This is a genomic window from Pseudonocardia nigra, assembly GCF_019396355.1.
GTDB lineage: Bacteria > Actinomycetota > Actinomycetes > Mycobacteriales > Pseudonocardiaceae > Pseudonocardia > Pseudonocardia nigra.
In genome coordinates, this window is sequence record NZ_JAHKRK010000098.1 from 1 (window position 1) to 26256 (window position 26256).

At 73.3% G+C, this 26256-nt stretch carries 20 protein-coding genes, 1 tRNA gene and 3 pseudogenes; 10 read left to right on the plus strand and 14 right to left on the minus strand.

Translation table 11 applies throughout. The features are described from left to right. Positions 1–121: 121 nt before the first annotated feature. The 5 genes and pseudogenes from KME75_RS43475 to KME75_RS22500 all read left to right on the plus strand — a co-directional run bounded on the left by KME75_RS43475 (position 122) and on the right by KME75_RS22500 (position 5203). A complete protein-coding gene (locus tag KME75_RS43475) occupies positions 122–415 on the plus strand; it encodes a WhiB family transcriptional regulator (protein ID WP_308282989.1) in 294 nt (97 codons plus the stop codon). After that, positions 415–1996: pseudogene (locus tag KME75_RS22485) on the plus strand (FtsK/SpoIIIE domain-containing protein). The gene KME75_RS43475 and the pseudogene KME75_RS22485 overlap by 1 nt, the downstream one beginning before the upstream one ends. Further along, positions 1993–3651, plus strand: coding sequence for a replication initiator (locus tag KME75_RS22490; RefSeq protein WP_219416857.1), 1659 nt, complete (start codon positions 1993–1995; stop codon positions 3649–3651). The pseudogene KME75_RS22485 and the gene KME75_RS22490 overlap by 4 nt, the downstream one beginning before the upstream one ends. After that, positions 3648–3839, plus strand: coding sequence for a helix-turn-helix transcriptional regulator (locus KME75_RS22495; RefSeq protein ID WP_219416858.1), 192 nt, complete (start codon positions 3648–3650; stop codon positions 3837–3839). The genes KME75_RS22490 and KME75_RS22495 overlap by 4 nt, the downstream gene beginning before the upstream one ends. After that, complete coding sequence (locus KME75_RS22500; protein ID WP_219416872.1) at positions 3839–5203, plus strand: tyrosine-type recombinase/integrase; 1365 nt, start codon at positions 3839–3841, stop codon at positions 5201–5203. The genes KME75_RS22495 and KME75_RS22500 overlap by 1 nt, the downstream gene beginning before the upstream one ends. A 137-nt stretch (positions 5204–5340) precedes the next feature. On the opposite strand, the gene KME75_RS22505 is transcribed toward KME75_RS22500, so the two are convergent. The 3 genes from KME75_RS22505 to KME75_RS22515 form a co-directional block, all read right to left on the minus strand. Then, positions 5341–5414: transfer RNA gene (locus KME75_RS22505), tRNA-Leu, on the minus strand. Positions 5415–5446: 32 nt separating this feature from the next. Next, positions 5447–6856 (minus strand): NAD(P)/FAD-dependent oxidoreductase, encoded by a 1410-nt coding sequence (locus tag KME75_RS22510; protein WP_219416859.1) that lies wholly within the window; start codon positions 6854–6856, stop codon positions 5447–5449. 136 nt (positions 6857–6992) lie between these two features. Then, positions 6993–7661, minus strand: coding sequence for a uracil-DNA glycosylase (locus tag KME75_RS22515; RefSeq protein ID WP_219416873.1), 669 nt, complete (start codon positions 7659–7661; stop codon positions 6993–6995). A gap of 31 nt (positions 7662–7692) precedes the next feature. On the opposite strand from KME75_RS22515, the gene KME75_RS22520 reads away from it, so the two are divergent. Then, the gene (locus KME75_RS22520) at positions 7693–9150 is read left to right on the plus strand and encodes a S10 family peptidase (protein ID WP_219416860.1); all 1458 of its coding nucleotides are present in this window, start codon (positions 7693–7695) and stop codon (positions 9148–9150) included. A gap of 42 nt (positions 9151–9192) precedes the next feature. On the opposite strand, the gene KME75_RS22525 is transcribed toward KME75_RS22520, so the two are convergent. Further along, positions 9193–10149: a Ppx/GppA phosphatase family protein gene (locus KME75_RS22525; protein ID WP_219416861.1), complete on the minus strand. Its 957-nt coding sequence runs from the start codon at positions 10147–10149 to the stop codon at positions 9193–9195. Between the two features lie 90 nt (positions 10150–10239). Here KME75_RS22525 and KME75_RS22530 point away from each other — a divergent pair. After that, a pseudogene (locus KME75_RS22530) lies at positions 10240–11879 on the plus strand (acyl-CoA dehydrogenase family protein). Here KME75_RS22530 and KME75_RS22535 read toward each other — a convergent pair. After that, positions 11860–13191: a YjiH family protein gene (locus tag KME75_RS22535; RefSeq protein WP_219416862.1), complete on the minus strand. Its 1332-nt coding sequence runs from the start codon at positions 13189–13191 to the stop codon at positions 11860–11862. The pseudogene KME75_RS22530 and the gene KME75_RS22535 overlap by 20 nt on opposite strands. Positions 13192–13298: 107 nt before the next feature. On the opposite strand from KME75_RS22535, the gene KME75_RS22540 reads away from it, so the two are divergent. Further along, on the plus strand, positions 13299–14081 hold the full coding sequence (locus KME75_RS22540; protein ID WP_219416863.1) for an IclR family transcriptional regulator: 783 nt from the start codon (positions 13299–13301) through the stop codon (positions 14079–14081). Here the strand turns inward: KME75_RS22540 and KME75_RS22545 are convergent. The 3 genes from KME75_RS22545 to eno form a co-directional block, all read right to left on the minus strand. Then, entirely contained in the window at positions 14071–14592 is a 522-nt protein-coding gene (locus tag KME75_RS22545; protein WP_219416864.1) for a DUF501 domain-containing protein, read from the minus strand. The genes KME75_RS22540 and KME75_RS22545 overlap by 11 nt on opposite strands. Next, positions 14589–14993 carry an FtsB family cell division protein gene (locus KME75_RS22550; RefSeq protein ID WP_308282990.1) on the minus strand — a complete coding sequence of 135 codons (405 nt, stop codon included), beginning with the start codon at positions 14991–14993 and terminating at the stop codon, positions 14589–14591. Before KME75_RS22550 ends, KME75_RS22545 begins: the two co-directional genes overlap by 4 nt. A gap of 122 nt (positions 14994–15115) precedes the next feature. After that, positions 15116–16411 carry a phosphopyruvate hydratase gene (gene eno, locus KME75_RS22555; protein ID WP_219416866.1) on the minus strand — a complete coding sequence of 432 codons (1296 nt, stop codon included), beginning with the start codon at positions 16409–16411 and terminating at the stop codon, positions 15116–15118. 170 nt (positions 16412–16581) lie between these two features. Between eno and KME75_RS22560 the strand changes: the two genes are divergently transcribed. Next, positions 16582–16992: a tetratricopeptide repeat protein gene (locus tag KME75_RS22560; RefSeq protein WP_219416867.1), complete on the plus strand. Its 411-nt coding sequence runs from the start codon at positions 16582–16584 to the stop codon at positions 16990–16992. Positions 16993–17162: 170 nt separating this feature from the next. On the opposite strand, the gene KME75_RS43480 is transcribed toward KME75_RS22560, so the two are convergent. The 6 genes from KME75_RS43480 to mfd all read right to left on the minus strand — a co-directional run bounded on the left by KME75_RS43480 (position 17163) and on the right by mfd (position 24902). Then, positions 17163–17942: a lytic murein transglycosylase gene (locus KME75_RS43480; protein WP_308282991.1), complete on the minus strand. Its 780-nt coding sequence runs from the start codon at positions 17940–17942 to the stop codon at positions 17163–17165. A gap of 10 nt (positions 17943–17952) precedes the next feature. Next, on the minus strand, positions 17953–18648 hold the full coding sequence (locus KME75_RS22570) for a lytic transglycosylase domain-containing protein (protein WP_308282992.1): 696 nt from the start codon (positions 18646–18648) through the stop codon (positions 17953–17955). Positions 18649–18722: 74 nt separating this feature from the next. Then, complete coding sequence (locus KME75_RS22575) at positions 18723–19670, minus strand: nucleoside triphosphate pyrophosphohydrolase (RefSeq protein WP_219416876.1); 948 nt, start codon at positions 19668–19670, stop codon at positions 18723–18725. Further along, entirely contained in the window at positions 19667–20590 is a 924-nt protein-coding gene (locus tag KME75_RS22580) for a SurA N-terminal domain-containing protein (RefSeq protein ID WP_308282993.1), read from the minus strand. The genes KME75_RS22575 and KME75_RS22580 overlap by 4 nt, the downstream gene beginning before the upstream one ends. 76 nt (positions 20591–20666) lie before the next feature. After that, positions 20667–21170, minus strand: coding sequence for an RDD family protein (locus KME75_RS22585; RefSeq protein WP_219416869.1), 504 nt, complete (start codon positions 21168–21170; stop codon positions 20667–20669). 162 nt (positions 21171–21332) lie between these two features. Next, positions 21333–24902, minus strand: a complete 3570-nt coding sequence (gene mfd / locus KME75_RS22590; RefSeq protein ID WP_219416870.1) for a transcription-repair coupling factor — start codon at positions 24900–24902, stop codon at positions 21333–21335. A gap of 347 nt (positions 24903–25249) precedes the next feature. On the opposite strand from mfd, the pseudogene KME75_RS22595 reads away from it, so the two are divergent. Beyond that, positions 25250–25983 (plus strand): annotated as a pseudogene (locus KME75_RS22595) (SAM-dependent methyltransferase). The last annotated feature ends 273 nt before the right edge of the window (positions 25984–26256 follow it).

Consider the following 26256-nt stretch of genomic DNA (forward strand, 5'->3'; position numbering starts at 1 on the left):
ACCACCGGGCCCCGCGAAACTCATGCTGGACGTCGCAGCGTCGAGCGAGCAGGGCGGTGACCCAGGGGCACCTCGGGTGCATCAGCAGCCTGGCGGCTACCGACACAAGGATGGTGCACCAGTGAGCACAAGGAACCTGCTGTGGCACCTCGACGCCGCGTGCGTCGGGATGGACCCCGAGGTGTTCTACCCGCTCGACCTCACCCCGGACAGCCTGGGAGTGGCGGCTGCCAAGCGGGTCTGCGCGGACTGCCCGGTACGCGGAGAGTGCCTGGCCGACGTGCTGGCCGCCGAGGACCCCAGCCGCCGGTGGGGCATCAGCGGAGGCACCACCCCGGCCGAGCGGTCGGCCCTGTTCGCCGTGCAGCGCCGAACTGCCATCCCGGTGGCCGCTGCGCTGCGGGAGGTGGCGTGATGACCACGGGACAGCTCGTGCTGATCCTCGCCGGCCTCGGCGTCGGGCTGTGGGTGATGCACAAGATCGGGCAGGCACTCACGAAGGTGCTGGAGGCGGTCGCGGCGGCCGCGGCGGTGTTCGTGACCCTGTGGCTGCTCATCAAGGGAACGTGGTGGGTCGGCCGGCAGGTGGCGCGGCACTGGCGAACCAGCCTCACCACCGCGGCCGTCCTCGCCTGGCTGTACTGGTGGGGCTGGCCCTCCCTAATGATCACCCTCGCCGTCGTGACGGTCGGGCTGCTGGTGTGGCGGTGGGTTCATCGGGAGTCGTTCGCGCCGTGGGCCGGCCGCCACCTGCGCGGGTGGTGGGCACCGGTGGATGGTCTACGCCCCACGGATGCCGCGCTGGCTGCGCGCCTGCGGGCTCACCGTCGCCGATCAGGGCCAGCCGGTCACCGTCGCGCTGACCCCGTTCCGCCGTACCGGGGTGCAGCCGCGGGTCAAGCCGCGCCGTGACCAGGTCCCGCGTGTTGTCGGGGTGCGGTCGGGGCCGTCGTGGGATGAGGTGCGGGTGCGGTTGGTGCCCGGGCAGACTCCGGAGGCCTACGACGAGGCGGCCCGCGCCCTCGCGGTCGCCCGCGGGGTCGCCCGGTGCCAGGTGCGGGAGCTGGCCCCGGATCTGGTGTCGATCGACTTCCAGCGCCGGAACCTGCTCGCCGACCCCGTCCCCTGCGCCGATCTCGCCGCGCTCACCCCGGCTGCCGGTGAGGACATCGACCTGCGCAAGGTCTGGTCCGGCCGCACCGAGTACGGCACCGACTGGTTCCAGCCGTTGCGCGGCGGACACACCCTCACCGCCGGTGCGACCGGGGCCGGGAAGAACTCCGTGATGTGGGCACCGATGGTGTCCATCGCCCCGGCCATCCGGGACGGGCTGGTGCGGGTATCGGGAATCGACCCCAAGGGCATGGAGCTGGCCTACGGGCGGCGAATCTTCCACCGCTACGCCGTCACCTCCAAGGACGCCCTGGCCCTGCTCGATGACCTGCTCGACGGCCTCGCGCAGCGCAAGGACGAGTTCGCCGGCCGTCTGCGCGAGGTCCCGATCAGCCGCGAGCACCCGCTGGAGCTGCTGGAGTTCGACGAGATCGGCGCCCTGCTGCGCTACGTCGGCGACCGCAAGACCCGCGAAGCCCTGATCGACCGCGTCGCGGTGCTCACCACCCAGGGCCGCGCGCTGGGCTACACGGTGCGCGGCTACGTGCAGGAACCGACCAAGGACACCGTCCCGGTCCGGGACCTGTTCCCCCGCCGGATCTGCCTGCGCGTGGCTACCAAGAGCCACGTCGGGATGGTGCTCGGGGAGCACGCCTACAACCGCGGCGCGTGGGCCAACCGGATCGGCGAGTCCGAGCAGGGCGTGGGCTACCTGTTCGGCGAGGGCGTCCGCGAGCCGCTGCGGGTCCGCGCCGGCTGGGTCCCGGACGGCACGATCAAGGACCTGGAAGCCTTCGTCACCGGCCCGGCCCTCGATGCCGCTGCACCCGTCGTTGCCCTGCCCGCAAGGGTCACGACCCCGGCAGCCGGGGATGTCGCATGACCACCACGACCAATGGCGCGATCGATCAGGACCAGCTCACCCGCGCACAGAAGGCACTCCTCGCCCTCACCGGGGACGTCGCCCGCCAGCTCGCCGAGGACCACGGCGTCTGCGTGCGCCCGCTCGCGATGCGCCGGATCGACCTCACCACCGGACGCGTCGATGTGGTGCCGGTGCCGTGCGGGTCCACGCGGGAGGACGTGTGCCGGCCGTGCTCGGACAAGGCCCGCCGGCTGCGGATGGCCCAGTGCCGGGAGGGCTGGCACCTCGAGGAAGAACCCATCCCCGCCCCCGCGGCGCCGACCGACGAGCAGAAGCAGCTCATGGCCACCCGCGCCGATCTGCACGCCGCCTACACCCGCGCCCGCGAAGACGGGGACGAGCAGACCTGCGAGGAGATCCGCGAAGCCGTCGACGAGCTGGACGCCGACCTGCGCGCCCTCGGGGTCCGCGGCCGGCTGGTCCCGCTCGATCCTCCCGACCGGCCGGCGGTGAAGCGCTCCACGCGGCGGCGGCAGGACGCGCCGAACCTGCCCCGCCGCCAGGTGGAGAACCGCACCGTGGGACGGGTCTTCGGGGGCCGCTACCGCCCCTCGACGTTCCTCACCCTGACCCTCGACTCCTACAGGCGGGTTGACCGCGACGGTGCCGCGATGGACCCGGACCGCTACGACTACCGTCGCGCGGCTCGGGACGCGATCCACTTCCCCAAGCTCGTCGACCGGTTCTGGCAGAACACCCGCCGGTGCGTCGGCTGGGAGGTGCAGTACTTCGGCACCGTCGAACCCCAGAAACGCGGGGCGCCGCACTTCCACGCCGCCATCCGGGGCACCATCCCCCGCGCCGAGCTGCGCGCGATCGCGGCGGCGACCTACCACCAGGTGTGGTGGCCCACCCACGACGAGATCCGCTACTCGGAGGATCGGCTGCCGCGGTGGGACAACCGCGCCAACGGCTACGTCGACCCCGACACCCGCGAGCCGCTGCCCACCTTCGATGAGGCGTGCGAGGACCTCGACCGGCCGGCGCACGTGGTCCGGTTCGGGACCCAGGTTCACGTCAAGGGCATCCTCGGCGGCACCGAGGAGGCCGGCCGACACATCGGCTACTTGACCAAGTACCTCACCAAGAGCGTCGGGGAAGCCGCCGGCCATGGCGAGGGTGCCACCGACCGGCAGCGCGAACACGCCCGCCGCCTCGTCGCCCAACTTCGGGTCACGCCGTGCTCGCCCCGGTGTGGGGTGTGGCTGCTCTATGGCATCCAACCCCGCGGCGCCCGCCTGTCCAGCACCCCGGGGCAGTGCAAGGGCAAGGCACACAAGCCCGAACACCTCGGCATCGCCGGGCGCCGTGTGCTGGTCTCGCGGAAGTGGTCGAACAAGACCCTCGATGACCACCGCGCCGAACGCGCCGCGTTCGTTCGGCAACTGCTCGACCGCGCGGGTGTCCGGCCCGGCTACGCCGTCGACGACGGCCCCTTCGAGTGGGAGCGCACGAAGCCCGGGGACACGGATGTGCCGACCCGGCCCGCGCTGCTGCTGCACGCGATCTCCGAGAGACAGCGGTGGAAGGCCGACTACGAAGCTGCCCAGCTCGCGGCCGGCCCACCGGTCGACAACCGTTCCGCAACGCGCGATCAAGAGGAGGCAGCGTGAGGAGTAGCGAGCGGGAGCGGCTGACAGTGGCGGAGCTGTGCGCAGAGCTGGCCATCTCGCGCTCCACGTTCTATGAGTGGCGGGCCAAGGGCCGCGCTCCGCGCTGCATCAAGCTCCCGAATGGTGATCTGCGCATTCGGCGCTCGGAGCTCGACCGGTGGTTGGACGCGCACGAGGACGCAGCGTGATGGAGACCAGCTACGACGTGCGGGTCTGGAAGATCGACGTCTACGAGGGGGCGCGCTCGACCACGCACACGGTCCGGTGGTCCGTGGCTGGCCGGCGCTGGCGGGAGCCGTTCCGGACGGCCGCACTCGCCGACGCGTTCCGCTCGGAGCTGCTGCGGGCGACCCGTCGCGGTGAGGCCTTCGTGGTCGAAACGGGCCGCCCGACGTCGATGGACCGCGCAGAGCGGGACGTCAACTGGCTCGTGTTCGCACGGCAGTATGCGGCGGTGAAGTGGCCGCGCCTCGCCCCCAACTCCCGCCGGAACACGGCCCGGGCGCTGACGAACGCCACGCTCGCGCTCGTCACCGGTACTCGGGGCCGTCCGGCGGACGAGGACCTGCGGCGGGTCTTGACCGGGTGGGCATTCAACATCGGCGCCAGCGGCGGCCAGCCGTCCGATGACGTGGCTCGGGCGCTGACCTGGCTGGAGCGCAACTCCCGAAACGTGGGTGATCTCGACAAGCCTGCCGTCGCGCGGGCGGTGCTCGATGCCTTGGCCCTCACCGCTGACGGCGGCGTCGCCGCTCCGGGCACTGTCCAGCGCCAGCGAGGTGTGCTCGTGAACGCGGCCGAGTACGCGGTAGAGCGCCGGCTGTTGTCGCGCAACCCCATCACGCACCTGGCGTGGAAGGCGCCCCGGACGGTGCAGAGCGTGGACCGGCGCGTCGTCGTCAACCCGGCGCAGGCTCGGGCGCTGCTCGACGCGGTGGCCAGCCAGAAGCCGAGCGGTGACCGACTGGTCGCGTTCTTCGGCGCGATGTACTACGCGGCGTTGCGGCCGGCGGAGGCGAGCACGCTCCGGAAGTCGAACCTCGCGCTGCCGGCCGACGGATGGGGAGAGCTGGTCCTGGAGTCGTCAACGCCGGCCGCCGGTGCCTCGTGGACTGACAGCGGCCGGCGCCGGGAAGAGCGTCAGCTCAAGCACCGGGCTCGGGGTGAGACGCGCGTCGTGCCGTGCCCGCCCGCGCTGACCGCGATGCTGCACGCGCACCTGGAGTCGTTCGGCAACGGGCCGGATGGGCTGCTGTTCGGGGGCGTACGGGGCGGGGAGCTGGCAGAGAGCACATACTGCCGGGTCTGGCGCAGGGCTCGGGTGGAAGCGCTGACCGCCGCCGAGGTGGCCTCTCCGCTCGCCCGCCGGCCTTACGACCTCCGGCACGCCGCCGTGTCCACGTGGCTCAACGCGGGTGTGGCTCCGACACAGGTCGCGGCTTGGGCCGGCCACAGCGTCGCCGTCCTGCTCCAGATCTACGCGAAGTGCATCGTCGGCCAGGAGGACGCGGCCCGCCGCCGGATCGACGCGGTGCTGAGCGAGGACGCGTGAGCGCCAGAACTTCAGCACGTATTCGGCACGGACAACCGGTGAGCGCGGGAGTCGGCCGGGGACAGCCGGACATGCTCAGATCAACTATGAGCGTCGTCTTGGCTGCTCACGGCCGGTTTCAGCGGGTCCGGCACGGGTGCCCCCGGTGGGGTTCGAACCCACACTGTGACCCTTTTAAGGGGCCTGCCTCTGCCGGTTGGGCTACGGGGGCGCCGCGCCAGCGTACGGCGCGACGCCGCTGCGTCACGCCGGGCGGCGGGCCGCCGGCGCCTGCTCTCCTGCGGACCCCTCGGTCGGCGTCGCCGGGGTGGTCTCCGTGCGCTGTGTAGGTGGTGCGGTGGGCTTCGGGTTGCCTGCCACCCGGTTGAACTCGGCCTTCGGGTCGTTGATCTGGCCCAGCGCGACGACCTCGCGGCCCATGAACAGCGCGCCCGTCCAGTCGAAGACGATGCGGATGCGCCGGTTCCAGGTGGGCATCCGGCTCACGTGGTAGGTGCGGTGCATGAACCACGCGACGATGCCGCGCAGCTTGATGCCGTAGATCTCGGCGACGCCCTTGTACAGCCCGAGGCTCGCCACCGAACCCGCGTAGCTGTGCCGGTACTTCGCGAGAGGCCGCCCGCGCAGGAGCGCGACGATGTTGTCGCCGAGCACCTTGGCCTGCCGGACGGCGTGCTGGGCCGACGGGCTCGTCCTGGCCTCCGGGTCGTTCTTCGACAGGTCCGGCACCGAGGCGCAGTCGCCCGCGCTGAACACCTCGGGCATCCCGACGACCTGCAGCTCGGCCGTGCACTCCACGCGGCCGCGGGCGTCGCGGGGTAGGTCGGTGTTGTCCAGCATCGGGTTCGGCTTGACGCCGGCGGTCCAGACGACGGTGTCGGTGTCGAACTCGGTGCCGTCGTCCAGGACGACGTGCCCACCCTCCATCGTCTTCACGCGCGTGTCGAGGAAGACCTCGATGCCGGCGTCGAGCAGCCGCTCGACGGTGTAGCGGCCCATCTTGGGGCCGACCTCGGGCATGATCCGGTTCGCGGCTTCGACGAGCACCCAGCGCACGTCGGCCTCCTGGATGTTCTCGTGGTAGCGCGTGGCGTAGCGGGCCATGTCCTGCAGCTCCGCGAGCGCCTCGATGCCTGCGTACCCACCGCCCACCACGAGGAAGGTCAGCAGCCGCTTGCGCATCTCCGGGTCCATCGTGGTGGCCGCGGCGTCGAGCCGGGACAGCACGTGGTTGCGCAGGTAGATCGCCTCGCCGACGGTCTTGAACGCGATGCCGCACTCGGCGAGCCCCGGCACCGGCAGGGTGCGGGCCACCGACCCGGGCGCGACGACGAGGACGTCGTAGCCGAGGGTGGTGACGTGGCCCGCGGCCAGCTCGACAGTGACCTCCCGGTCGGCGTGGCTGATCTTGGTGACGCGGCCGGTGAGGTGGTGGCACTTCTTGAGGACCTTGCGCAGCGGCACCACGACGTGCCTCGGCTCGATGGAACCGGCCGCCGCCTCGGGCAGGAACGGCTGGTAGGTCATGTGGGGCTGAGGGTCGATGACGGTGACCTCGGCCTCGCCGCGGCGCAGCTTCTTCTGCAGCCGGAGGGCGGTGTACATGCCGACGTAACCGCCACCTACCACGACGATCCGCGTGTTGCGCGCCATGACCTCATGTTCCCACTCTCACGCTCCTTTTACGCATCGAGTCCCTCGTGATACCGACTACGGAGCGCGACGAATCCGCTGGTCGCCGAGGTGCGCCCGCGGCTGTGACCGACGGAACGCCGCGCCGGAGCCGATCTCAGCGGCGATCGACGCCTGCTGCGTCGGCCGCGCGCGCCAGCACGTCCTCGAGCATCGATGGCGTGAGCCGGCCGGTGAACGTGTTCTGCTGGCTGACGTGGTAGCAGCCGAACACGTGCAGCGGCCCGCGCTCGCCCGCCAGCTCGACGTGGACGCCGTGCCCGAATCGGGGGCGCGGCCGCGGCACCGTCCAGCCCGCGTCGGCCAGCACCGGGAGGAGCGCCTGCCAGCCGAAGGCCCCGAGCACGACCACCGCCCGGGGCCGCAGCAGGGCCAGCTCGGCGCGCAGCCAGCCGCCGCAGGTGTCGCGCTCGGTGGGCGTCGGCTTGTTGTCGGGCGGGGCGCAGTGCACCGGCGCGGTGATCCGCGTCCCGTGCAGGGTGAGGCCGTCGTCGGCGTGCACCGCCGTCGGCTGGTTCGCGAGCCCGACGGCGTGCAGGGCCGCGAAGAGCACGTCCCCGGAACGGTCGCCGGTGAACATCCGGCCGGTCCGGTTCCCCCCGTGCGCGGCCGGCGCGAGCCCGACGATCAGCAACCCCGCGTCGGCCGGGCCGAGCCCCGGCACCGGCCGTCCCCAGTACTCCTCGTGACGGAACGCGGCGCGCTTCTCCCGCGCCACGAGCTCGCGCCACGCGACGAGGCGGGGGCAGGCCCGACACCCGGTCAGGGCGTCGTCGAGATCACCTAATGTGCGGTACGTGGCCGATGAGGACTCCCCAGCACCCGAGAAGCCCGAACCCGCCGACGACCTGGTCACCACGTCCCACACGCTACGCACGCCCACCGGCGAGCTGGCCTACACCGCGACGGCGGGGCGGATCGTCCTGCGTCACGAGAAGCACACCGACGGGACGTTCGACGGGCACGAGCCACGGGCCGAGGTGTTCCTGGTCGCGTACACCCTCGACGGCGCCGATCCGGGCACCCGCCCGGTCACGATCGCGTTCAACGGTGGGCCGGGCTCGTCGAGCGTCTGGCTGCACCTGGGGCTGTTCGGGCCCCGCCGGGTCGTGATGGGCGACGCCGGAGCGCTCACGCCGCCGCCGTGGGGGCTGACCGACAACGCGGAGTCGCTGCTCGCCCACTCCGACCTTGTGTTCGTCGACCCGGTCTCCACGGGCTACTCCCGGGCGGTCACCGGCGGCAAGCCCGCCGACTTCCACGGCTACACCGCCGACGTCGAGACGATCGGCGAGGTCGTCCGCCTGTGGACCACGCGCAACGAGCGGTGGCTGTCGCCGAAGTACCTGGCGGGCGAGTCCTACGGGACGCTGCGGGCCGCCGCGCTGGCCGAGCACCTGCAGAACCGGCACGGGATGTACCTCAACGGCCTCATGCTGATCTCGAGCGTGCTCGACATGGGGACGATCCGGTTCACCGAGGGCAACGACCGGCCCTATCCGCTGTTCCTGCCGTCGTACGCGGCGATCGCGCACCACCACGGCAAGCACGGTGATCGCCCACTCGGCGACGTGCTCACCGAGGCCGAGGAGTTCGCGGCCGGCGAGTACCCGTGGGCGCTCGCCCGGGGCAACCGGCTGCCCGCCGCCGACCTCGACCGCGTGACCGCGCGGGTCGCCGCCCTCTCCGGCCTGTCCGAGGACTACGTGCGCCGGGTGCGGCTGCGGATCGAGCACCACCGGTACTTCCGGGAGCTGCTGCGCGACTCCGGCCGCACCGTCGGCCGGATCGACGGCCGCTTCACCGGCTGGGAGGACGACGCCGGCGGCGAGACCCCGACCTACGACCCGTCCATCGCCGCGATCACCGGGCCCTACACCGCGGCGCTCAACTCGCACGTCCGCAGCGCACTCGGCTACGCCAGCGACCTCCCGTACGAGGTGCTGAGCGGACGCGTCCAGCCGTGGTCGTACGCCGAGTTCGAGGGGCGGGCGGTGTCGGTGGTCGGGAAGCTGTCGGCGGCGATGCGGGCCAACCCGCACCTGCGCGTGCACGTCGGCTGCGGGTACCACGACGGCGCCACGCCGTACTCCGCGGCCGAGCACGTGCTCGCGCAGCTGCCAATCCCCGACGACCTGCGCGACCGCATCGAGGTGAAGTACTACGAGGCCGGGCACATGATGTACGTGCACGAACCGTCCCGGCTGGCGCAGTCCGCCGACCTCGCAGCCTTCGTGACAGCCCCGCAGTCGTAGGGGGCAACTCAGCGACGAAAATCGGGCGACTCGCGGAGTGGGTCAGGCGATCGAGCGGGCGATCCCGTCGAGGATGTCGTGCTCGCTCACGACGAGCTCGGTGATCCCGGCGCCGGTGTGCAGCTCGCGGGCCAGCTCGTCGACGATCAGCGCACCGCCGCCGATCACGTCGATCCGGCCTTCGTGGATCGCCCGGTGGGTACGGCGCTCCTCGCGGGACATGTCGAGGAGGTCCGCCGCGACGCGGTGCAGGTCGTCCAGCGTCAGCCGGGACAGGTGCACCGCCGCGGGGTCGTACTCCGGCAGGTGCTGGGCCACGGCGGACAGGGTGGTCACGGTGCCGGCCACGCCCACCCAGGTCCGCACGCCCGCCACCGGCACGGCGGCGAAGGCGTCCGCGAGGATCCCGGAGGTCACGTCGCGGCCCGTGGCGACCTCATCGGTGGTCGGCGGGTCCCCGGCCAGGCAGCGTTCGGTGATGCGCACGCTGCCCACGTCGACGGAGCGGGCCGCCTGCACCGTGGCCTTGCCGCCCTCGTCGAGCGTGCCGACGACGAGCTCCGTGGAGCCGCCGCCGACGTCGACGACGGCGAACGGCCCGTCCTCGGGGTCGAGGTCTCCCACGGCCCCGACGAACGACAGGTTCGCCTCCTCGTCACCGGAGATGACCTCCGCGTCGACGCCGAGCGTGTCGCGCACCATTCCGAAGAAGTCGTCGCGGTTGCCCGCGTCCCGCGTGGCGCTGGTGGCGACCATCCGCACCCGCTCGGTGCCCTTGCGGCGCAGCACGGCGGTGTAGTCGACGAGCGCGGCGCGGGTGCGCTCGAGCGCCCCCGGAGCGAGCATCCCGGACGCGTCCACGCCCTGCCCGAGCCGGACGATGCGCATTTCGCGGTGCACGTCGCGCAGGGACAGGCTGCCGTCGGCGCTCGCGCTGACATCGGCGACCAGCAGGCGGATGGAGTTCGTCCCGCAGTCGATGGCGGCAACGCGCGGCATGCACTCTCCTCGGGCAGAAGACGGTCGGCGACAGGCGTCACCGTACGCGGATAGGCTCGGACCGTGATCCGTGCGCAGGTGCAGGACGCGGTGCAGGCGGCCGACGGCCACAGCACGCACCGGGTGGAGAACCAGCCGCCACCGCTCGCCGGGTACGACCCGCTCGCCTGCGATCCCGCCCTCGATGGCGGCGTGCGCCGCGAGGGCGCCGCCGACGCCGTGGAACGACTCCGGGAGCTCGGTGCGCTCGTCGCGTCCCCCGAGGCGCGCGAGCACGCCCGCCTCGCCGACGCCCATCCTCCCGTGCTGCACACCCACGACCGGTACGGTCACCGGATCGACGAGGTGGAGTTCCACCCGTCGTGGCACTGGCTGATGCACACCTCGATCGGCCACGGGCTGCACGCCGCACCGTGGGCGGCCGCACCCGGCACCGGCGCCCACGTCGCGCGCGCCGCGGGCTTCTACCTGATGAGCCAGCTCGAGTCCGGCCACGGCTGCCCGATCTCGATGACGTACGCGGCCGTGCCCGCCCTGCGCCACGACCCCGACCTCGCCGCCCGCTACGTGCCCGGCCTGGTGTCGACGTCCTACGACTTCGGGCTCGCCGAGCCTGCCACGAAGGCCGGGCTGCTCGCCGGCATGTCGATGACGGAGAAGCAGGGCGGCTCGGACGTCCGTGCCGGCACGACCGAGGCCACCCCGACCGCGGACGGCACGTACCGGCTCGTCGGTACAAGTGGTTCACCTCGGCCCCGATGAACGACCTGTTCCTCACGCTCGCGCAGGCTCCCGCTGGGCTCACCTGCTTCGTGCTGCCCCGCGTGCTGCCCGACGGCACCCGCAACGCGATCCGGCTGCAGCGGCTCAAGGACAAGCTGGGCAACCACTCCAACGCGTCCGCGGAGATCGAGTACACCGGCGCTACCGGCTGGCGCCTCGGCGAGGAGGGCCGCGGCGTCGCCACGATCATCGAGATGGTGTCGATGACGCGTCTGGACTGCGTGCTGGGGTCCGCCGCGCTCACCCGGGCGGCGCTCACCGAGGCCGCGCACCACGTCGCGCACCGCAGCGCCTTCGGCACCCGGCTCGCCGACGCCGCGCTCATGCAGGCGGTGCTCGCCGACCTGGCGCTGGAGTCCGAGGCCGCCACCACGCTGGCGCTGCGGCTGGCCGGGGCCGTCGACCGCGACGAGCGGGCGCTGCTACGGCTCGCGCTCCCCGCGTCGAAGTACCTGGTGTGCAAGCGCGCGCCCGCGGTGGTGGCGGAGGCGCTGGAGTGCCTGGGCGGCAACGGCTACGTCGAGGAGTCCGGGATGCCGCGCCTGTACCGCGAGGCGCCGCTCAACTCGATCTGGGAGGGCTCGGGCAACGTCACCGCGCTCGACGTCCTCCGCGCGGTGGCCCGGCAGCCCGACTCGGTCGACGCCGTACTCGCCGAGGTCGACGCCGCCGCGGGCGCCGACCCGCGGTTCGACCGGGCGGTGCGGCAGCTGCGCGCCGAACTGCGCGGGTGCGAGGAGCGCCGGGCGCGGCGGCTGGCCGAGCTGCTGGCGCTGTGCCTGCAGGGCTCGCTGCTCCTGCGGTACGCGCCCGACGAGGTGTCGAGCGCCTTCGTGGCCGGCCGCGTCGATCCGGACGGGCCGTGGCGCACGGCCGGCACGCTGCCTGCCGACCACGCAGGCGCGCTGCTCGCCCGCGTGACACCCGTCAGAACAGCAGGTGCGTGATCACCGCCAGGATCGGGATCGCCAGGAGCGTCCGCAGCACGAACAGCACGAGGCAGTGCCACAGCCGCACCGGCAGGTCGAGGGAGAGCAGCAGCGGGATCGTCGCGCTGAAGAAGAAGATCTGCGTCAGCGACATCGCGGCGACGAAGAACTTCGCCGGTAGCGCGAGGTCCGTCGCCAGCAGGGCGGGCAGGAACATCTCGCTGATGCCGATCACCGTCGCCTGCGCGACCACCGGCGCGTCCGGGACGCCGACCAGGGCGATGAGCGGCTGAAGGGGGACGCCGAGCCACGAGAACAGCGGGGTGTGGTTCGCGACGAGCACGGCCAGGACGCCGACGGCCAGGATCGACGGAAGGATGATCATGGCCAGGCGCACGCCGTCGACCAGACCGCGGAGGCACTCCCGCGGCACGCTGTCCGACTCCGCGGCGCGGAGCCTGCCGGCGCGCACGGCAGCCGGCACCAGCGGGCCCGAGACGGCGGCCTCCACGATCGGCGTCCCGACGTAGGTGTCCGGGATCCGCGACAGCGGCGGGATCCGGCACAGCACCACCGCCAGCAGGACGCACACGACGGACACCACGAGCACGAGCAGGCCGAAGTACGGCAGCAGGTCCAAGGTGGACGCCACGACGCCGAAGAAGCCGAGGCTCACCGTCGAGAAGCAGGTCGCGATCACCGCCGCCTCCCGCGCCGAGTACCGCGACCCGAGGTACATCGTGTTCGTGACGTACAGCCCCACCGAGTAGCTGCCCACGTAGGAGGCGATCGCGTCGAGGGCACCGCGGCCGGGCACCCGGAACAGCGGCCGCATGACCGGCCGGGCGAGGGTCCCCCCGAGCTCCAGCCCGCCGAAGGCGACGAACAGCGTGATGAACAGCGCCCCGATCGGCACGATCACCGCGACGGAGGCGACCAGCGTGTCGAACATCAGGCCGCCGACGCCCGGCGCGAGCAGCGCGGCCGGCCCGATCCCGCCGACGATCATGACGGCGAGCACGGCGCCCGCCACCCGCAGCACGATCATCAGCCAGGAGGTCCGGAAGCTGCCGATGAACCTGACGCGCTCGCCGAGCGGTGTGTACGCGGCCACGCTCAGCGCGAGCGCACCCACGATGAGCGCGAGGCTGTAGTAGGCCACCAGCCCGGGCAGGCCGTCGGTGATCGCGCTGACGACGATGTCGAAGGGGACCGTCCAACTGCCGCCCCAGTACACCGGCAGCAGGAAGAAGACGGCGCCGGCCAGCGTGGCCAGCACGAGCCGCATCGTGACGACGCGGTCGGACACCACAGGCCTGCTCGCACTCATCGGCACCTCCGCATGCACCCGTTGGGGGTGTATGACAGCCGGTGGGAACGCCCGGTGCCAGTGCGTCCGCGCGGCAGCGGTCTCGGATCCGAGAAGGGTTGGCGCTCGTGGGCAGTAGCACTTCACCCGCCGTCGGCCGCGCGCTGGACGTGCTGTCCTATCTCGCGAGCCGTCCGCGCCCGGTCCGCGTCGCGACCCTGTGCCGCGACCTCGGCCTCCCGCGGTCGAGCGTCTACCACCTGCTGACGGTGCTGGAGGAGCGGGGATTCGTCACCCACCTGCCCGACGAGCCCGCCTACGGCCTCGGGCCCGCGGCGTTCGCCATCGGTTCGGCCGACCAGCGGCGGGACCCTCTCGAGCGGCTGGCCCGCCCCCTGCTCACGCGCGTCGCAGCCGAGCTGGGCGTGTGCGCGCACCTGGGCATCCTCCACGGCGCGGAGACCGTCTACCTGCTCAAGGAACAGCCGCGCATGCCGCTGTCGCTGATCACGGCGGTCGGCGTCCGCCTCCCGGCGCACCTGACCGCGAACGGTCGCGCGCTGCTCGCCCACCTGCCGCCGTCGCAGCTGCGGGCGCTGTTCCCCGACCGGTCCGCGTTCACCACCCGCACCGGCGCGGGCCCGGCGTCCCTCCGCGAGCTGCGGGACCTGCTCGGCGCCGAGAAGGCGCAGGGCTGGGCGGAGGAGCGCGGCCACGTGACCGCCGGGTTCCGATCGGTGGCGGCCTGCGCGTTCGACCACGGCGGCCGCCCGCTCACCGCGATCAGCGTGACGTGGCGGGACGGCGGTGAACCACAGCCCGTCGCACGGATCGTGCGCGTGGTGCGGACCGCGGCCGAACGCCTGACCGGGCGGTTGGCCGGGCGTGCGCCCGGGGCGGTCAGCCGGTGACGTCGCCGGGTTCGGGTGGACGGACGCAGGGCCCCGCCTGCCACCACTCCCCCACCTCGGCGAGCGCCTCGTCGCCGAAGGGGTTGACGCCCGGCCCGGCCGCCAGCGCGTGCGCGGCGCAGACGTGCAGGCACTTCACCCTGCTCGGCATCCCGCCCGCGCTCACCTCGGTGCCCAACGGCTCGATCGCGTCCCGTTCGGCGAGGTAGGACTCGTGCGCCCGCCGGTACGCGTCGGCGAGCTCGGGGTCCTCGACGAGCCGCTCGGTCATCCCCCGCATCCGGCTGTCGGCCTCCAGCCCACCGAGCCGGGAGTTCAGCCGCGAGCAGGTCAGGTAGTACAGCGTCGGGAACGGCGTGCCGTCCTCGAGCCGCGGGGCCGTCTGCACCACGGCGGGCAGCCCGCACGGGCACCGGTAAGCCACCTGCCGGACGGCCCGCGGCTGCCGTCCCAGCTGAGCGGTGACGGCGGCGAGATCGGCAGGCGCGATCTCCTGCTCGGCGGCGCTCATGCTGTTCCCTCCACGACCTCGCGCCACAGGTCCCGGTACCACGGCACGCCGTTGTCGGCGTCCGCGGCGGGGCCAGGGCCCGCCGCGGGCGGCAGCTGCACCACGTAGGGCACCTCGCCCGGCATCACATACCCGAGCCGGGACCGGGCCTGGGCGATGATCTCCGCGGGGTCGGACAGCCGCGCCCGCTCCCGGGTGAGCTCGTCGACCTGGGCGGCCAGCGCCTGCTGCTGCTCGGACACGGCGGCGAGCTCCTGCCGCTGCGCGACGTAGTTGCGCAGCGGGACGGAGACGGTGAGCGCGAGCGCGCAGACGACGACCGCGAGGATCGCGGCGCGCTTGGCCGAGGACAGCCCGAGCAGACCCGTGGTGGCCGCGACGACGCTCCGCGAGCGGGACACGCGGGTCAGCCGTGTCTCCCGGCTCCGGCGACGCGCGGCCCCCGACCGACGCGGGCGGGGGGTGCCGGTCCGCACCCCCCGGCCCTTCGCTCGTTCCTCGGCCATCTCGCCCTCAGCGTCCGTCAGGCACCGGCCTCGGCGGAGGAGAACCGCGGGAAGGCCAGGTCGCCCGCGTAACGCGCGGCGTCGCCGAGCGCCTCCTCGATGCGCAGCAGCTGGTTGTACTTCGCCACCCGCTCCGACCGCGCCGGCGCACCCGTCTTGATCTGGCCGCAGCCGGTGGCCACGGCGAGATCGGCGATCGTGACGTCCTCGGTCTCACCGGAACGGTGGCTCATCATGCAGCGGTAGCCCGACGACTGCGCGAGCGTGACGGCGTCGAGGGTCTCCGACAGCGTGCCGATCTGGTTGACCTTCACCAGCAGCGCGTTGGCCGCACCCCGGTTGATGCCCTCGTCGAGGCGCTCGGGGTTGGTGACGAACAGGTCGTCGCCAACGAGCTGCACGCGGTCGCCGAGGGTGCCGGTGAGGGACACCCAGCCGTCCCAGTCGTCCTCGGAGAGCGGGTCCTCGATCGACACGAGCGGGTACGCCTCGACCAGCTCCGCGTACACGGCCGAGAGCTCCTGCGCCGACAGCTGCCTGCCCTCGTAGGAGTACACGCCGTCGTTGTGGAACTCGGTGGCCGCCACGTCGAGGGCGAGCGCGATGTCGCGGCCGAGCGTGTAGCCGGTCTTCTCGACGGCCTCGGCGATCAGGTCGAGCGCCGCACGCGTGCCGGGCAGGTCGGGCGCGAAGCCGCCCTCGTCGCCCAGACCGGTGGCCAGCCCCTTGCCCTTGAGCACCGACTTGAGCGCCTGGTACACCTCGGCGCCCCAGCGCAGGGCCTCGCGGAACGAGTCGGCACCCACTGGCGCGATCATGAACTCCTGCACGTCGACGGAGCTGTCGGCGTGCGCGCCACCGTTGATGATGTTCATCATCGGCACCGGCAGCACGTGCGCGTTCGGGCCGCCCACGTAGCGGAACAGCTCCAGCCCCGACGACTCCGCCGCGGCCTTGGCCACCGCGAGCGACACCCCGAGCAGCGCGTTGGCGCCGAGCCGCGACTTGTCGGGCGTGCCGTCGAGATCCACCAGCCGCTGGTCGACCAGGCGCTGGTCGACGGCCTCCATCCCGGTGAGCTCCGGGCCGATCTCGTCGAGTACCGCCGCGACGGCCTTCTCGACGCCCTTCCCGCCGAACCGCAGCGGGTCGCCGTCGCGCAGCTCGACCGCCTCGTGCTCACCGGTCGACGCGCCCGACGGCACCGCCGCCCGCGCCAGCGTCCCGTCGTCGAGCGCGACCTCGACCTCGACCGTCGGGTTGCCCCGTGAGTCGAGGATCTCCCGCGCGCCGACCTGCTCGATGACCGCCACCAGTGCTCCCGTCCGGCGAAGTTCCCTCTTCCGGGGCCTCAGCCTAGTCGGCGAACGCACCGTAGCCGCGCAGGAACCCGCTGGCGGCGCGGGCTCGTCCGGGGTTCACCGGGCCGTCGCCCGCTCACCCCTCGCAGATCGCGCCGCCGACACCTAACGTAGGGACGACCATGACGAGCCAGCCAGCGTCCGACGGCCTGTTCGAGTCGTTCCGCCGCGCCGAGATGTTGATCGCGCGCAGCCGTCCGCTGGACGCGCTGCAGGCCCTCGGCCCGGTACTGGAGAGCCAACCCAACGACGCGTCGGTGCATCTGCTCGCCGGCCGCGCCTACCTCAACTCCGCCCAGCTCGGGCGGGCGGAGGAGTCGTTCGCCCGCGTGCTCGACCTCGACCCCTCCGACCACTACGCCCGGTTCGCGCTGGGCAAGGCGCTGCAGCGCCAGGGCAGGCTCGCCGAGGCGCACACCCAGCTCAAGATGGCCGCGGCGATGGACCCGCGGCCGGAGTACCAGGAGGCGCTCGGCGAGGTGCGCGTGCGGATGGCGGTGGACGATAACGCCGACCCGGACGACACGGTCTGAGCCCGCGGTCAAGGGCCGACTCGCGCGGTAGATCCGACTCACGTGTCTGTTCCGGGCGACTCACGCGTCAGTTCCGGGCGACTCGCGGGATGTTCCGCGAGTCGCCGGTTCTGGACACGCGAGTCGCCCGGTTTCGGCGGGCGAGTCGCCCTCCTGGCTGCGCCGCCGGGTCAGGGCGTCGCGACGACGGCGGCCGCGTAGCGGTCGGCCGCCGCCCACACCGTGCGGGCGTAGGAGATCGAGCGGTTGTAGGTCAGGACCCCGTCCCACCAACCCTCGCCGCTGGCGGTGTCGCGCCCGCCTGCGCACAGGTAGCGCGCGGCGGCCAGGGCCGCGTCGTCGAGCTGGTGCGGGTCGCGGACGCCGTCGCCGTTGCCGTCCGCGCCGTAGCGCTCCCACGTGGTGGGCAGGAACTGCATGGGCCCGACGGCCCGGTCGTACACGGTGTCACCGTCGAGCGCGCCGCCCTCCGTGTCGCGGATCTCGCGGACCCCATCGGACCCGTCCAGCGGCACCCCGATGATCGACGGCCGGGCGACGCCGTCGGCGTCGAGCTCGGCCCGTCCCAGGCGCCCGTGATCGGACTCGACCCGGCCGATGCCGGCGAGCGTGACCCAGGAGAGCCGGCAGTCCGGGGCCGCGGCGCGCTGCATCAGCTCGGCGTTGGCGTAGGCGCGCAGGGCCCGCTGGGGCACGCTGCTGCGCTCGGCCACCCCGGCTGACCACGTGCCGAGGTCGAGGTCGCTGCTCAGCGGCTCGGGCTGCGCGACGGGGGTGTCACGGTCGACGTCGGCGGGGCTGAGCACGTCGCCGCTCGGCTCGCGCCCGCCCCGGTCGCCGACGGCGGCGATCCCGACCAGCACCACCCCCGCCACGAGACCGAGGAGCACCAGCACGATCGCGACTGCGCCGCCCCCGGAACGCCGGCGGGGAGGGTACCGAGTGGCCACCTCGTCCAGACTAGCGATCCGCGCGCTCGGAGATCGCGTTCGTGATCTCGTACACCCGCTGCCCGTACTCGACGGACCGGTTGTAGGAGTGCAGGGCCGCCCACCAGCCGTCGCCGGTGGTGAGGTCGCGGTCGCCCGCGCACAGGTACCGGGCGGCGGCGAGCGCGGCGTCGTCGAGGTCGTGGGGGTCGCGGACGTCGTCGCCGTCGCCGTCGGACCGCCACTGCGCCCAGGTGCCGGGGATGAACTGCATGGGGCCCACGGCACGGTCGAGCTCGGTGTCGCCGTCGAGCTCGCCGCCGTCGGTGTCGACGATGAGCGCGATCCCCGGCGAGCCGTCCAGCGGCAGGCCGACGATCTCGGGCCGGGCCCTGGCCTCGTCGTCGAGCCGCGCACCGCCGAACCGGCCGTGGTTGGACTCGACCCGCCCGATCCCCGCCAGCGTCGACCACGACAGCCCACAGCCGGGTTCTTCCTCGCGCAGTGCCAGGTCGGCCGCGGCGCAGGCGAGCAGCGCGCGCTCGGGCACTCCGACCGCGTCGGACGTCTCCTCCGCCCACTCGGCGAGGGCGTCGGCCGCGGGCGCGACGGCCTGGTTCGGCGCCGTTCCCGGTTCGGCGGCTGCAGCCGCCCCGGTGCCGGCCACGGCCAGCACACTGGTCATCGTTCCCACCAGCAGGGCCGCGGTCACCCGATCGAGAGGCACCCCGAGGACGTTAGGTCACGGAAGTACAACGAACGTGAAACGGACGGACAATTCGCGCGTGGATCGACCGACGGTCAGCGCGGCCAGTAGCGGTCCCAGGCCTCCGCGTCGAGCTTGTGGGGGTCGAGTCCGTCGCGGGACGCCGCCCGCTCGGCCTCCCGCACGGTCTCCGCGAACCGCCGCGCCGCAATGCGCAGTTCGGCCTCCGGGTCGACGCCGGCGAGCTTGGCCCGCGCCGCCAGCGCGAACAGCTGCTCCCCGACGCCCGGACCCTCCGGCAGCAGCGCCGGGGGCAGTCCCGCCCGCGCGGTGCGACTGGTCAGCTTCGCGGCGAGCGCCACAGCGGGCTGCCCGAGCGGCACGCCGTCCACGCTGGACTCGCGCTGCTTCTCCGCCCGCTTGAGCTCCTCCCAGCGGCGCTCCTGCCGTTCGGCGGTGTCGATCGACTCGCTCCCGGCGAACACGTGCGGGTGGCGCCCGACGAGCTTGGCGACCAGGTCGCCCGCCACGTCGTCGATGTCGAACGGGTCGCCGTCCTCCCCGGCGATGCGCGCGTGGAACAGCACCTGGAGCAGGACATCCCCCAGCTCCTCGCGCATCGCCTCCCGGTCGTCGTCCTCGATCGCCTGGTAGAGCTCGTAGCACTCCTCGACGAGGTACTGCAGCAGCGACGCGTGCGTCTGCTCGGCGTCCCAGGGGCAGCCGCCGGGCGAGCGCAGCCGGTCCATGACGGCCACGGCCTCGACCAGCGCCGATCCGGGCGGCGCGGGTGCGGTGATCACCGCGGTGGCGCGCTGCACCGACCAGTGCCCGGCGTCGGTGGTGAGCAGGACCTCCTCGTGCAGCGGCACGTAGGCCGACGCCCCGGCGGGCCGGGACGCACCGGCGGCCGCGACCACGTCGTCCGGAACGGTCTCGTCGGCGACCACGACCTCCGCGGCCCGCAGCGCGGGCAGCGCCGCCGCCGGGAGGACCTGCGGCGCCGTCACCGAGAGGATGACGACCGTGCGGGGCACGGTCAGCTCGCCGCCGGGCCCGCGGGCGGCAGGATGATGCCCGTCTGCTGGTCCTCGGCCACCACGCGCATCTGGATCGGGTCCCAGACGCCGTACCGGGGGTTGACCCGGATCCCCAGCTCCGTGGCGAGCGGCTGCACGAGCCGCTGGCCGATCGCGATGAGCTGGGACTGGCTGATGTTGCTCACGGCCTCGGGGGCGGTGGGGGCGTCGGTGCTCCGGTCGGTGACCCGGAAGACGATCCACGCGCTCTGCTGGGGGTTGGGCTGGAACGCGACGACGCCGCCGACGGGGGTCCCGAACAGCACGGTGCCCGCGACGTCGGGCTGCGTCGCCGCCTCGTAGACGGTGTCGCGCGCCGACGTGCGCTCGTCGGTGAACAGCGCGTCGGCCGCCGGGCCGCCCTCGGCCAGCAGCCGCGCCTTCTCCTCGGCGTCGGCCCGGGACGTGGCGGCCACCAGGTCCGCGGTGACGACCAGCCCGGGCACCGCGCGCTCGGCGAGCGCCGCGGCGATGAGGTCGTCGCGCACGCGCTCCCGCAGCGCGGGCAGGTCGTAGAGGGACGACTCGAGGATCGCCTCGGCGCCGCCGTTCTCGGCGATCTCGGCGTCGACCTCGGAGTCGGTGACGACGATGCCCTCGGCCTCGGCCCGCCGCTGCAGCAGCTCGTGCAGGATCGCCGCGGAGACGACGCTGCGCGCGACGTCGGCGGGCGCCCCGCCCTGGGCGGTGAGCTGGGCGATCTGGTCCGTGCGCCCGAGCGCCACCTCCACCCGCGACTGGACGCGATCGAGCGGGATCGCGTCCGATCCCACGATCGCGGCCGCGCCGACCTGGCTCGGACCGGCTCCACACCCGCTCAGCATCGCGCCGACGACCGCCACGGCCGCTACGACCCGCCCCACCTGCATCCGCACGGCCCACACCCTCTCACGGGCCCTCGACCCGCCCGCCCTGGCCTCGTCCCTCCGCTCAGCACCGACGTCCGCTGCGCAACTCCGCTCAGACGTCGGTCTGCACCACCAGCGTCGCGCACAGCTTGTCGGCGAACGTCTGGTGCCGCTCGTCCCACAGCGGCCACAGGAACCCGAGCCCGAGCGGGGCGAGGTCGAGGACGTGGGCGAGCTGCCTGCCCACCGCACGTCCGAAGCCGACCGGCTGCCCGGTCGCGGCCGCCACCAGCCGCACCCCGAGCGCCTGCTTGCCCAGGCTCTGCCCCGTGGAGCCCTGGCGGTACCCGGTGTTCCACAGGACGTAGACCACCACCGTGGCCGACGCGGCCGCGTAGGCGACGACGACCACCTCGATGGCGCCCGCCGCGGGGGCGGCGAGCAGCACGAGGGCCAGCAGGCCCAGCGGGATGCCCACGTCGATGAGGTGCCCGCCGACCCGCTGGCCGTATGTGCCCGGCAACGGTCCGTGCCGCTCCGGGGCGTACCGGGCGGGTTCGGGGACCGATGCGCCGTCCGGCCGGTTCGAGCCGAGGTCCGGGTCAGGGCCAGTCAACAGCGCTCCCACTCCTCGCGTGCCCGCCCGGCACTCCCCGGGGGCGACGGCCGACAGGTGCCGTGGAGCGCCGTCGCCGCGGCGACGAGCGATCCACTGCACGTGCAGCTGTCCTTGCAAGAAGGTCGCGCGAGCGCGCTCGGTGTTACCGCTCGCAGTCGATCAGGCGCCGAGCGGAGCCACTGCTGGGGTGAGTACGTCCCGCAGGAGCTTCGCGCACCAGTCCAGCAGCGCGACGTCACGCAGCGGCGCCCCGCCGATCCGCCCGCCCTCGGCCGGCTTCGGAACGACGACCGTCTTCGCCGCCGGCTTGCAGGTCGCCTTCGGGTGCAGGCGCTTGAGCCGCAGCTGCGCCGAGTCGGGCAGGTCGACCGGTCCGACCCGGATGCCGTTGCCCGCCACGGCGACCTCACCGACGCCCAGCGCCCGGCACGTCTGGCGGAACGCTGCGACGGACAGCAGGTTGCGCACGGGCGTGGGGGGTTCGCCGTAGCGGTCGGTGAGCTCCTCGACGATCGCGTCCAGCGCCGCCTGATCGGGGGCCTCGGCGATCTTGCGGTAGACCTCCAGCCGCAGCTGCTCGCCGGTGACGTAGTCGTGCGGGACGTGTGCGTCGATCGGCAGGTCCACCCGCACCTCCGCCAGCGGCTCCTCCTCCGGCGCCTCCGAGCCCGCCTGCTTGCGGAACGCCGCGACGGCCTCGCCCACGAGGCGGATGTAGAGGTCGAAACCGACGCCCGCGATGTGGCCGGACTGCTCCGCGCCGAGGATGTTGCCCGCGCCGCGGATCTCCAGGTCCTTCATCGCGACGGCCGCGCCGGACCCGAGGTCGGAGTGCTGCGCGATCGTGGCGAGCCGGTCGTGTGCGGTCTCGGTGAGCGGATGCTCGGGCGGGAACAGGAAGTACGCGTAGCCGCGCTCCCGGCCGCGCCCGACCCGGCCGCGCAGCTGGTGCAGCTGCGACAGGCCCAGCGTGTCCGACCGCTCGACGATCAGGGTGTTGGCGTTGGAGATGTCGAGCCCGTTCTCCACGATCGTCGTGCAGACGAGGACGTCGAACTCCTTGTGCCAGAACCCGTTGACCGTGCGCTCCAGCAGGTCCTCGTTCATCTGCCCGTGCGCGACGGCGACGCGCGCCTCCGGCACCAGCTCGCGGATCCTGCGCGCCGCGCGGTCGATCGTCGACACCCGGTTGTGGACGTAGAACACCTGCCCGTCGCGCAGCAGCTCGCGTCGGATCGACGCCGCCACCTGCTTCTCGTCGTAGGCGCCGACGTAGGTGAGGGTGGGGTGGCGGTCCTCGGGCGGGGTGGTGATCGTCGACATCTCCCGGATGCCGGCGAGGCTCATCTCCAGCGTCCGCGGGATCGGCGTTGCGGAGAGCGTGAGCACGTCGACGTGGGTGCGCAGCGCCGTGATGTGCTCCTTGTGCTCCACGCCGAAGCGCTGCTCCTCGTCGACGATCACGAGGCCCAGGTCCTTCCAGCGGATCCCGGTCTGCAGCAGGCGGTGGGTGCCGACGACGATGTCGACGCTGCCGTCGGCGAGGCCCTCGATCGTCTGCTTCCCCTCGGCCGCGTCGGTGAACCGGGAGAGCCCCTTGACCGTGACGGGGAACGCGCGCATCCGGTCGGCGAAGGTCTGCAGGTGCTGGGTGGCCAGCAGCGTGGTGGGCACCAGCACGGCCACCTGCTTGCCGTCCTGCACCGCCTTGAACGCCGCGCGCACCGCGATCTCGGTCTTGCCGAACCCGACGTCGCCGGAGATCACCCGGTCCATCGGGACCGGCCGCTCCATGTCCTGCTTGACCTCCTCGATCGCGGCGAGCTGGTCGGGGGTCTCGGTGAACGGGAAGGCGTCCTCCAGCTCGCGCTGCCACGGCGTGTCCTTGGCGAACGCGTGCCCCGGCGAGGACTGGCGGGCGGCGTAGAGCTGCACGAGCTGCGCGGCGATCTGCCGGACCGCCTTGCGGGCGCGACCCTTCGTCCTGGCCCAGTCGGCGCCGCCGAGCTTGTTGAGCGTGGGCACCTCGCCGCCGACGTAGCGACTGACCTCGTCGAGGGAGTCGGTGGGGACGAACAACCGGTCGGCGGGCTGGCCGCGCTTGCTGGAGGCGTACTCGAGCACCAGGTACTCGCGGGTGGCGCCGCCGACGGTGCGCTCGCGCATCTCCACGAACTTGCCGATGCCGTGCTGGGAGTGCACGACGTGGTCGCCGGGCTGGAGGGTGACCAGGTCAACGGCGTTGCGGCGGCGCGAGGGCATCTTGCGGGTCTCGCCGACCGCCGCCCGGTTGCCGGTGAGGTCGGCCTCGCTGAGCACGGCGAGCGCGCTGCCGGTGGCCGTGAAGCCCTCGGTGAGCCGGCCGCAGGTGACGGTGACCAGGCCCTTGTCCGGCGCGTCGGCCAGCTCCTCGGCGAGGGTGGCGGGCACCTCGGCCTCGCGCAGCTGCTCGAGCGAACGCTGCGCGGTGCCGTGGCCGCCCACCACGAGCACCGCGGTGCCGCCCGCGGCGACGTGGGCGCGCAGGTCGACCAGCGCACGGTCGGTGTCGCCGCGGTAGGACTCCACCTCGTGCACCGCCAGGGCGAGCGCGTCCTCGCTGCCGCTGATCAGCGGACTCAGGCTCACGACCGGCCGGCCGGACGCCGAGGCGCGCTCGAGGACCTCGCCGAGGTCGCGGTAGGCCGATGCGCCCACGTCGATCGGCGCGGCGCCACCCGTCCCGGCCGCGAACCAGGACGCCTCGAGGAACTCCTGCCCGGTGCGCACGAGGTCGGCGCTGCGGGTGCGGATCCGCTCCGGGTCGGCGAGCAGCACCAGCGACCCGGCCGGGAGCAGGTCGGTGAGCAGCTCCAGCTCTCCGCCGACGAGCGCGGGCACGAGTGACTCCATACCCTCGGCCGGGATGCCCTCGGCGAGGTGCTCCAGCAGCTCGCGCAGCGGCGGGTTGTTCTCGTGGGTGCGCGCCAGCACCGCCGCCCGCTCCCGGACGGCCTCGGTGAGCAGCAGCTCCCGGCAGCCCGGGGCGAGCAGCTCGGCGACGGGCTCGACCGAGCGCTGGTCGGCCACGGTGAACGACCGCAGCTCGCTGACCTCGTCGCCCCAGAACTCCACGCGGACGGGGTGCTCGGCCGTGGGCGGGAAGACGTCGACGATCCCGCCGCGCACGGCGAACTCGCCGCGGGCGGTGACCATCTCCACCCGCGTGTACGCGAGCTCGACCAGCCGCACCAGCAGCGCGTCGAAGTCGTGGGTGTCGCCGACGCGCAGCTGCACGGGGTCGAGCCGGCCCAATCCGGGCGCGATCGGCTGGATGAGGCTGCGCGCGGCGCTGACGACCACCCGCGGCGCCGCTTCCGGTTGCGCTAGCCGTCGGAAGATCGACAGCCGGCGGCCGACCGTGTCGGGGCGCGGGGAGAGCCGCTCGTGCGGCAGCGTCTCCCAGGACGGCAGCACCGCCACGGCGTCGGGCCCCAGCAGGTCGGCCGCCGCGGCCCCGAGGTCCTCGGCCTCGCGGTCGGTGGCGGTGACGGCGAGCACCGTGCGACCGGCGCCCGCCTGGTCGTCGGGCGTGGCGAAGGCCGCGGCGAGGAACGGGCGGAGGGCGGCGGGGCCCTCGATCCGCAGGGCGGGGGTGGCGTCGGCCCGCGCGTCACGAGCGGCGTCGACCACGGCACCCAGGTCGGGGTCGGAGAGGGCGGAGCGGAGCAGACCGGAGAGCTTGGCCACGATGGAAGAAACCCCTCGCAAGGCAGGAGTGAGCGCGCACGCAGAGCAGACCCCTGCCCGGGACGACGCCCCCGGCCGGGGCCTTCGGCTCCAGAGTACGCCCGGGCCGATCGCGGGGACGGGCGGCCGGTGGCGACGCAGGCCGGCGGGGCGCACGGCCCGGGCGGCCGCACACACCTCCCGGCCGCCGCACACACTGCCGACCGTGTGTGCCGAGTCCCCGCGGTGTGTGCCGGGGGTGGCGGAGTGGGTGCGGACCTGTTCGAGTGAGAACGGCAGCATCGCGAGGTATGACCGATCTTGCGAAGCTCCCGGCCGTCGACCCGGACATCCCGAACGCGGCCCGCATGTACGACTACCACCTCGGGGGGTCGCACAACTTCGCCGCCGACCGCGCCGCCGCCGACCGGACGCGGGCGGTGATGCCGTGGATCGTCGACGCCGTCCGGGCCAACCGGCGCTTCCTCGCCAGGGCCGTGCGCTACTGCCAGTCCGAGGGCGTGCACCAGTTCCTCGACCTGGGGTCGGGCATCCCAACGGTCGGCAACGTGCACGAGTTCGCGCGCGCCACCGACGCGGGAGCGCGCGTGGCCTACGTGGACAACGAGCCCGTCACCGTGGCCTCCAGCGCGGCGCTGCTGGAGGGCGACCCGCAGTCGACGATCACGGCGGCCGACCTGCGCGACCCGGACGCCGTGTTCGCGCGCCGGGAGTGCGCGACCTGCTCGACCTCTCGCAGCCGGTCGCCCTGCTCACCGTCGCGGTGCTGCATTTCGTCTCCGACGACGCCGACCCGGTGGCGCTGACCGAGGCCTACCGCAGCCGCCTCGCACCCGGCAGCTTCCATGTGCTGTCGCACGTCACGGCCGACCACGACCCGGAGATCGCCGCCGCGGCCGCCAAGACCTACACGAGCACCGCCAACCCGATCTGGCCGCGGCCGAAGGAGCGGATCACCGAGATGTTCGGCTCGGCGACGCTCGTGGAGCCCGGGCTCGTCGACGCGAGCGAGTGGCGCCCGGACGACGCCGTCGCCCTCGAGCACGTGGGCTTCTACGCCGGGGTGGGGCGGATCGCCTGACCCCATCCCTCCCGCCAGGAAAGCCACGTTCCGGACGCTGAATGACAGGAACGTGGCTTTCCTGATGTGATGAAGGAGCGGGGCCTCCGCTCCTCGTGACTCCCGGCTCATGCTCGGGGTGCGCACGTCGCACGGTTCGAGGAGGCCCCTTGTGAGCGAACAGTACGCGGGACGGCAGATTGTCGGGATCGATCTGCATCGGCGGCGGTCGGTGCTGGTGCGGATGACCGAGTCCGGGCGAGCGGTTGGAAGACGGTGCGGATCTCCAACGAC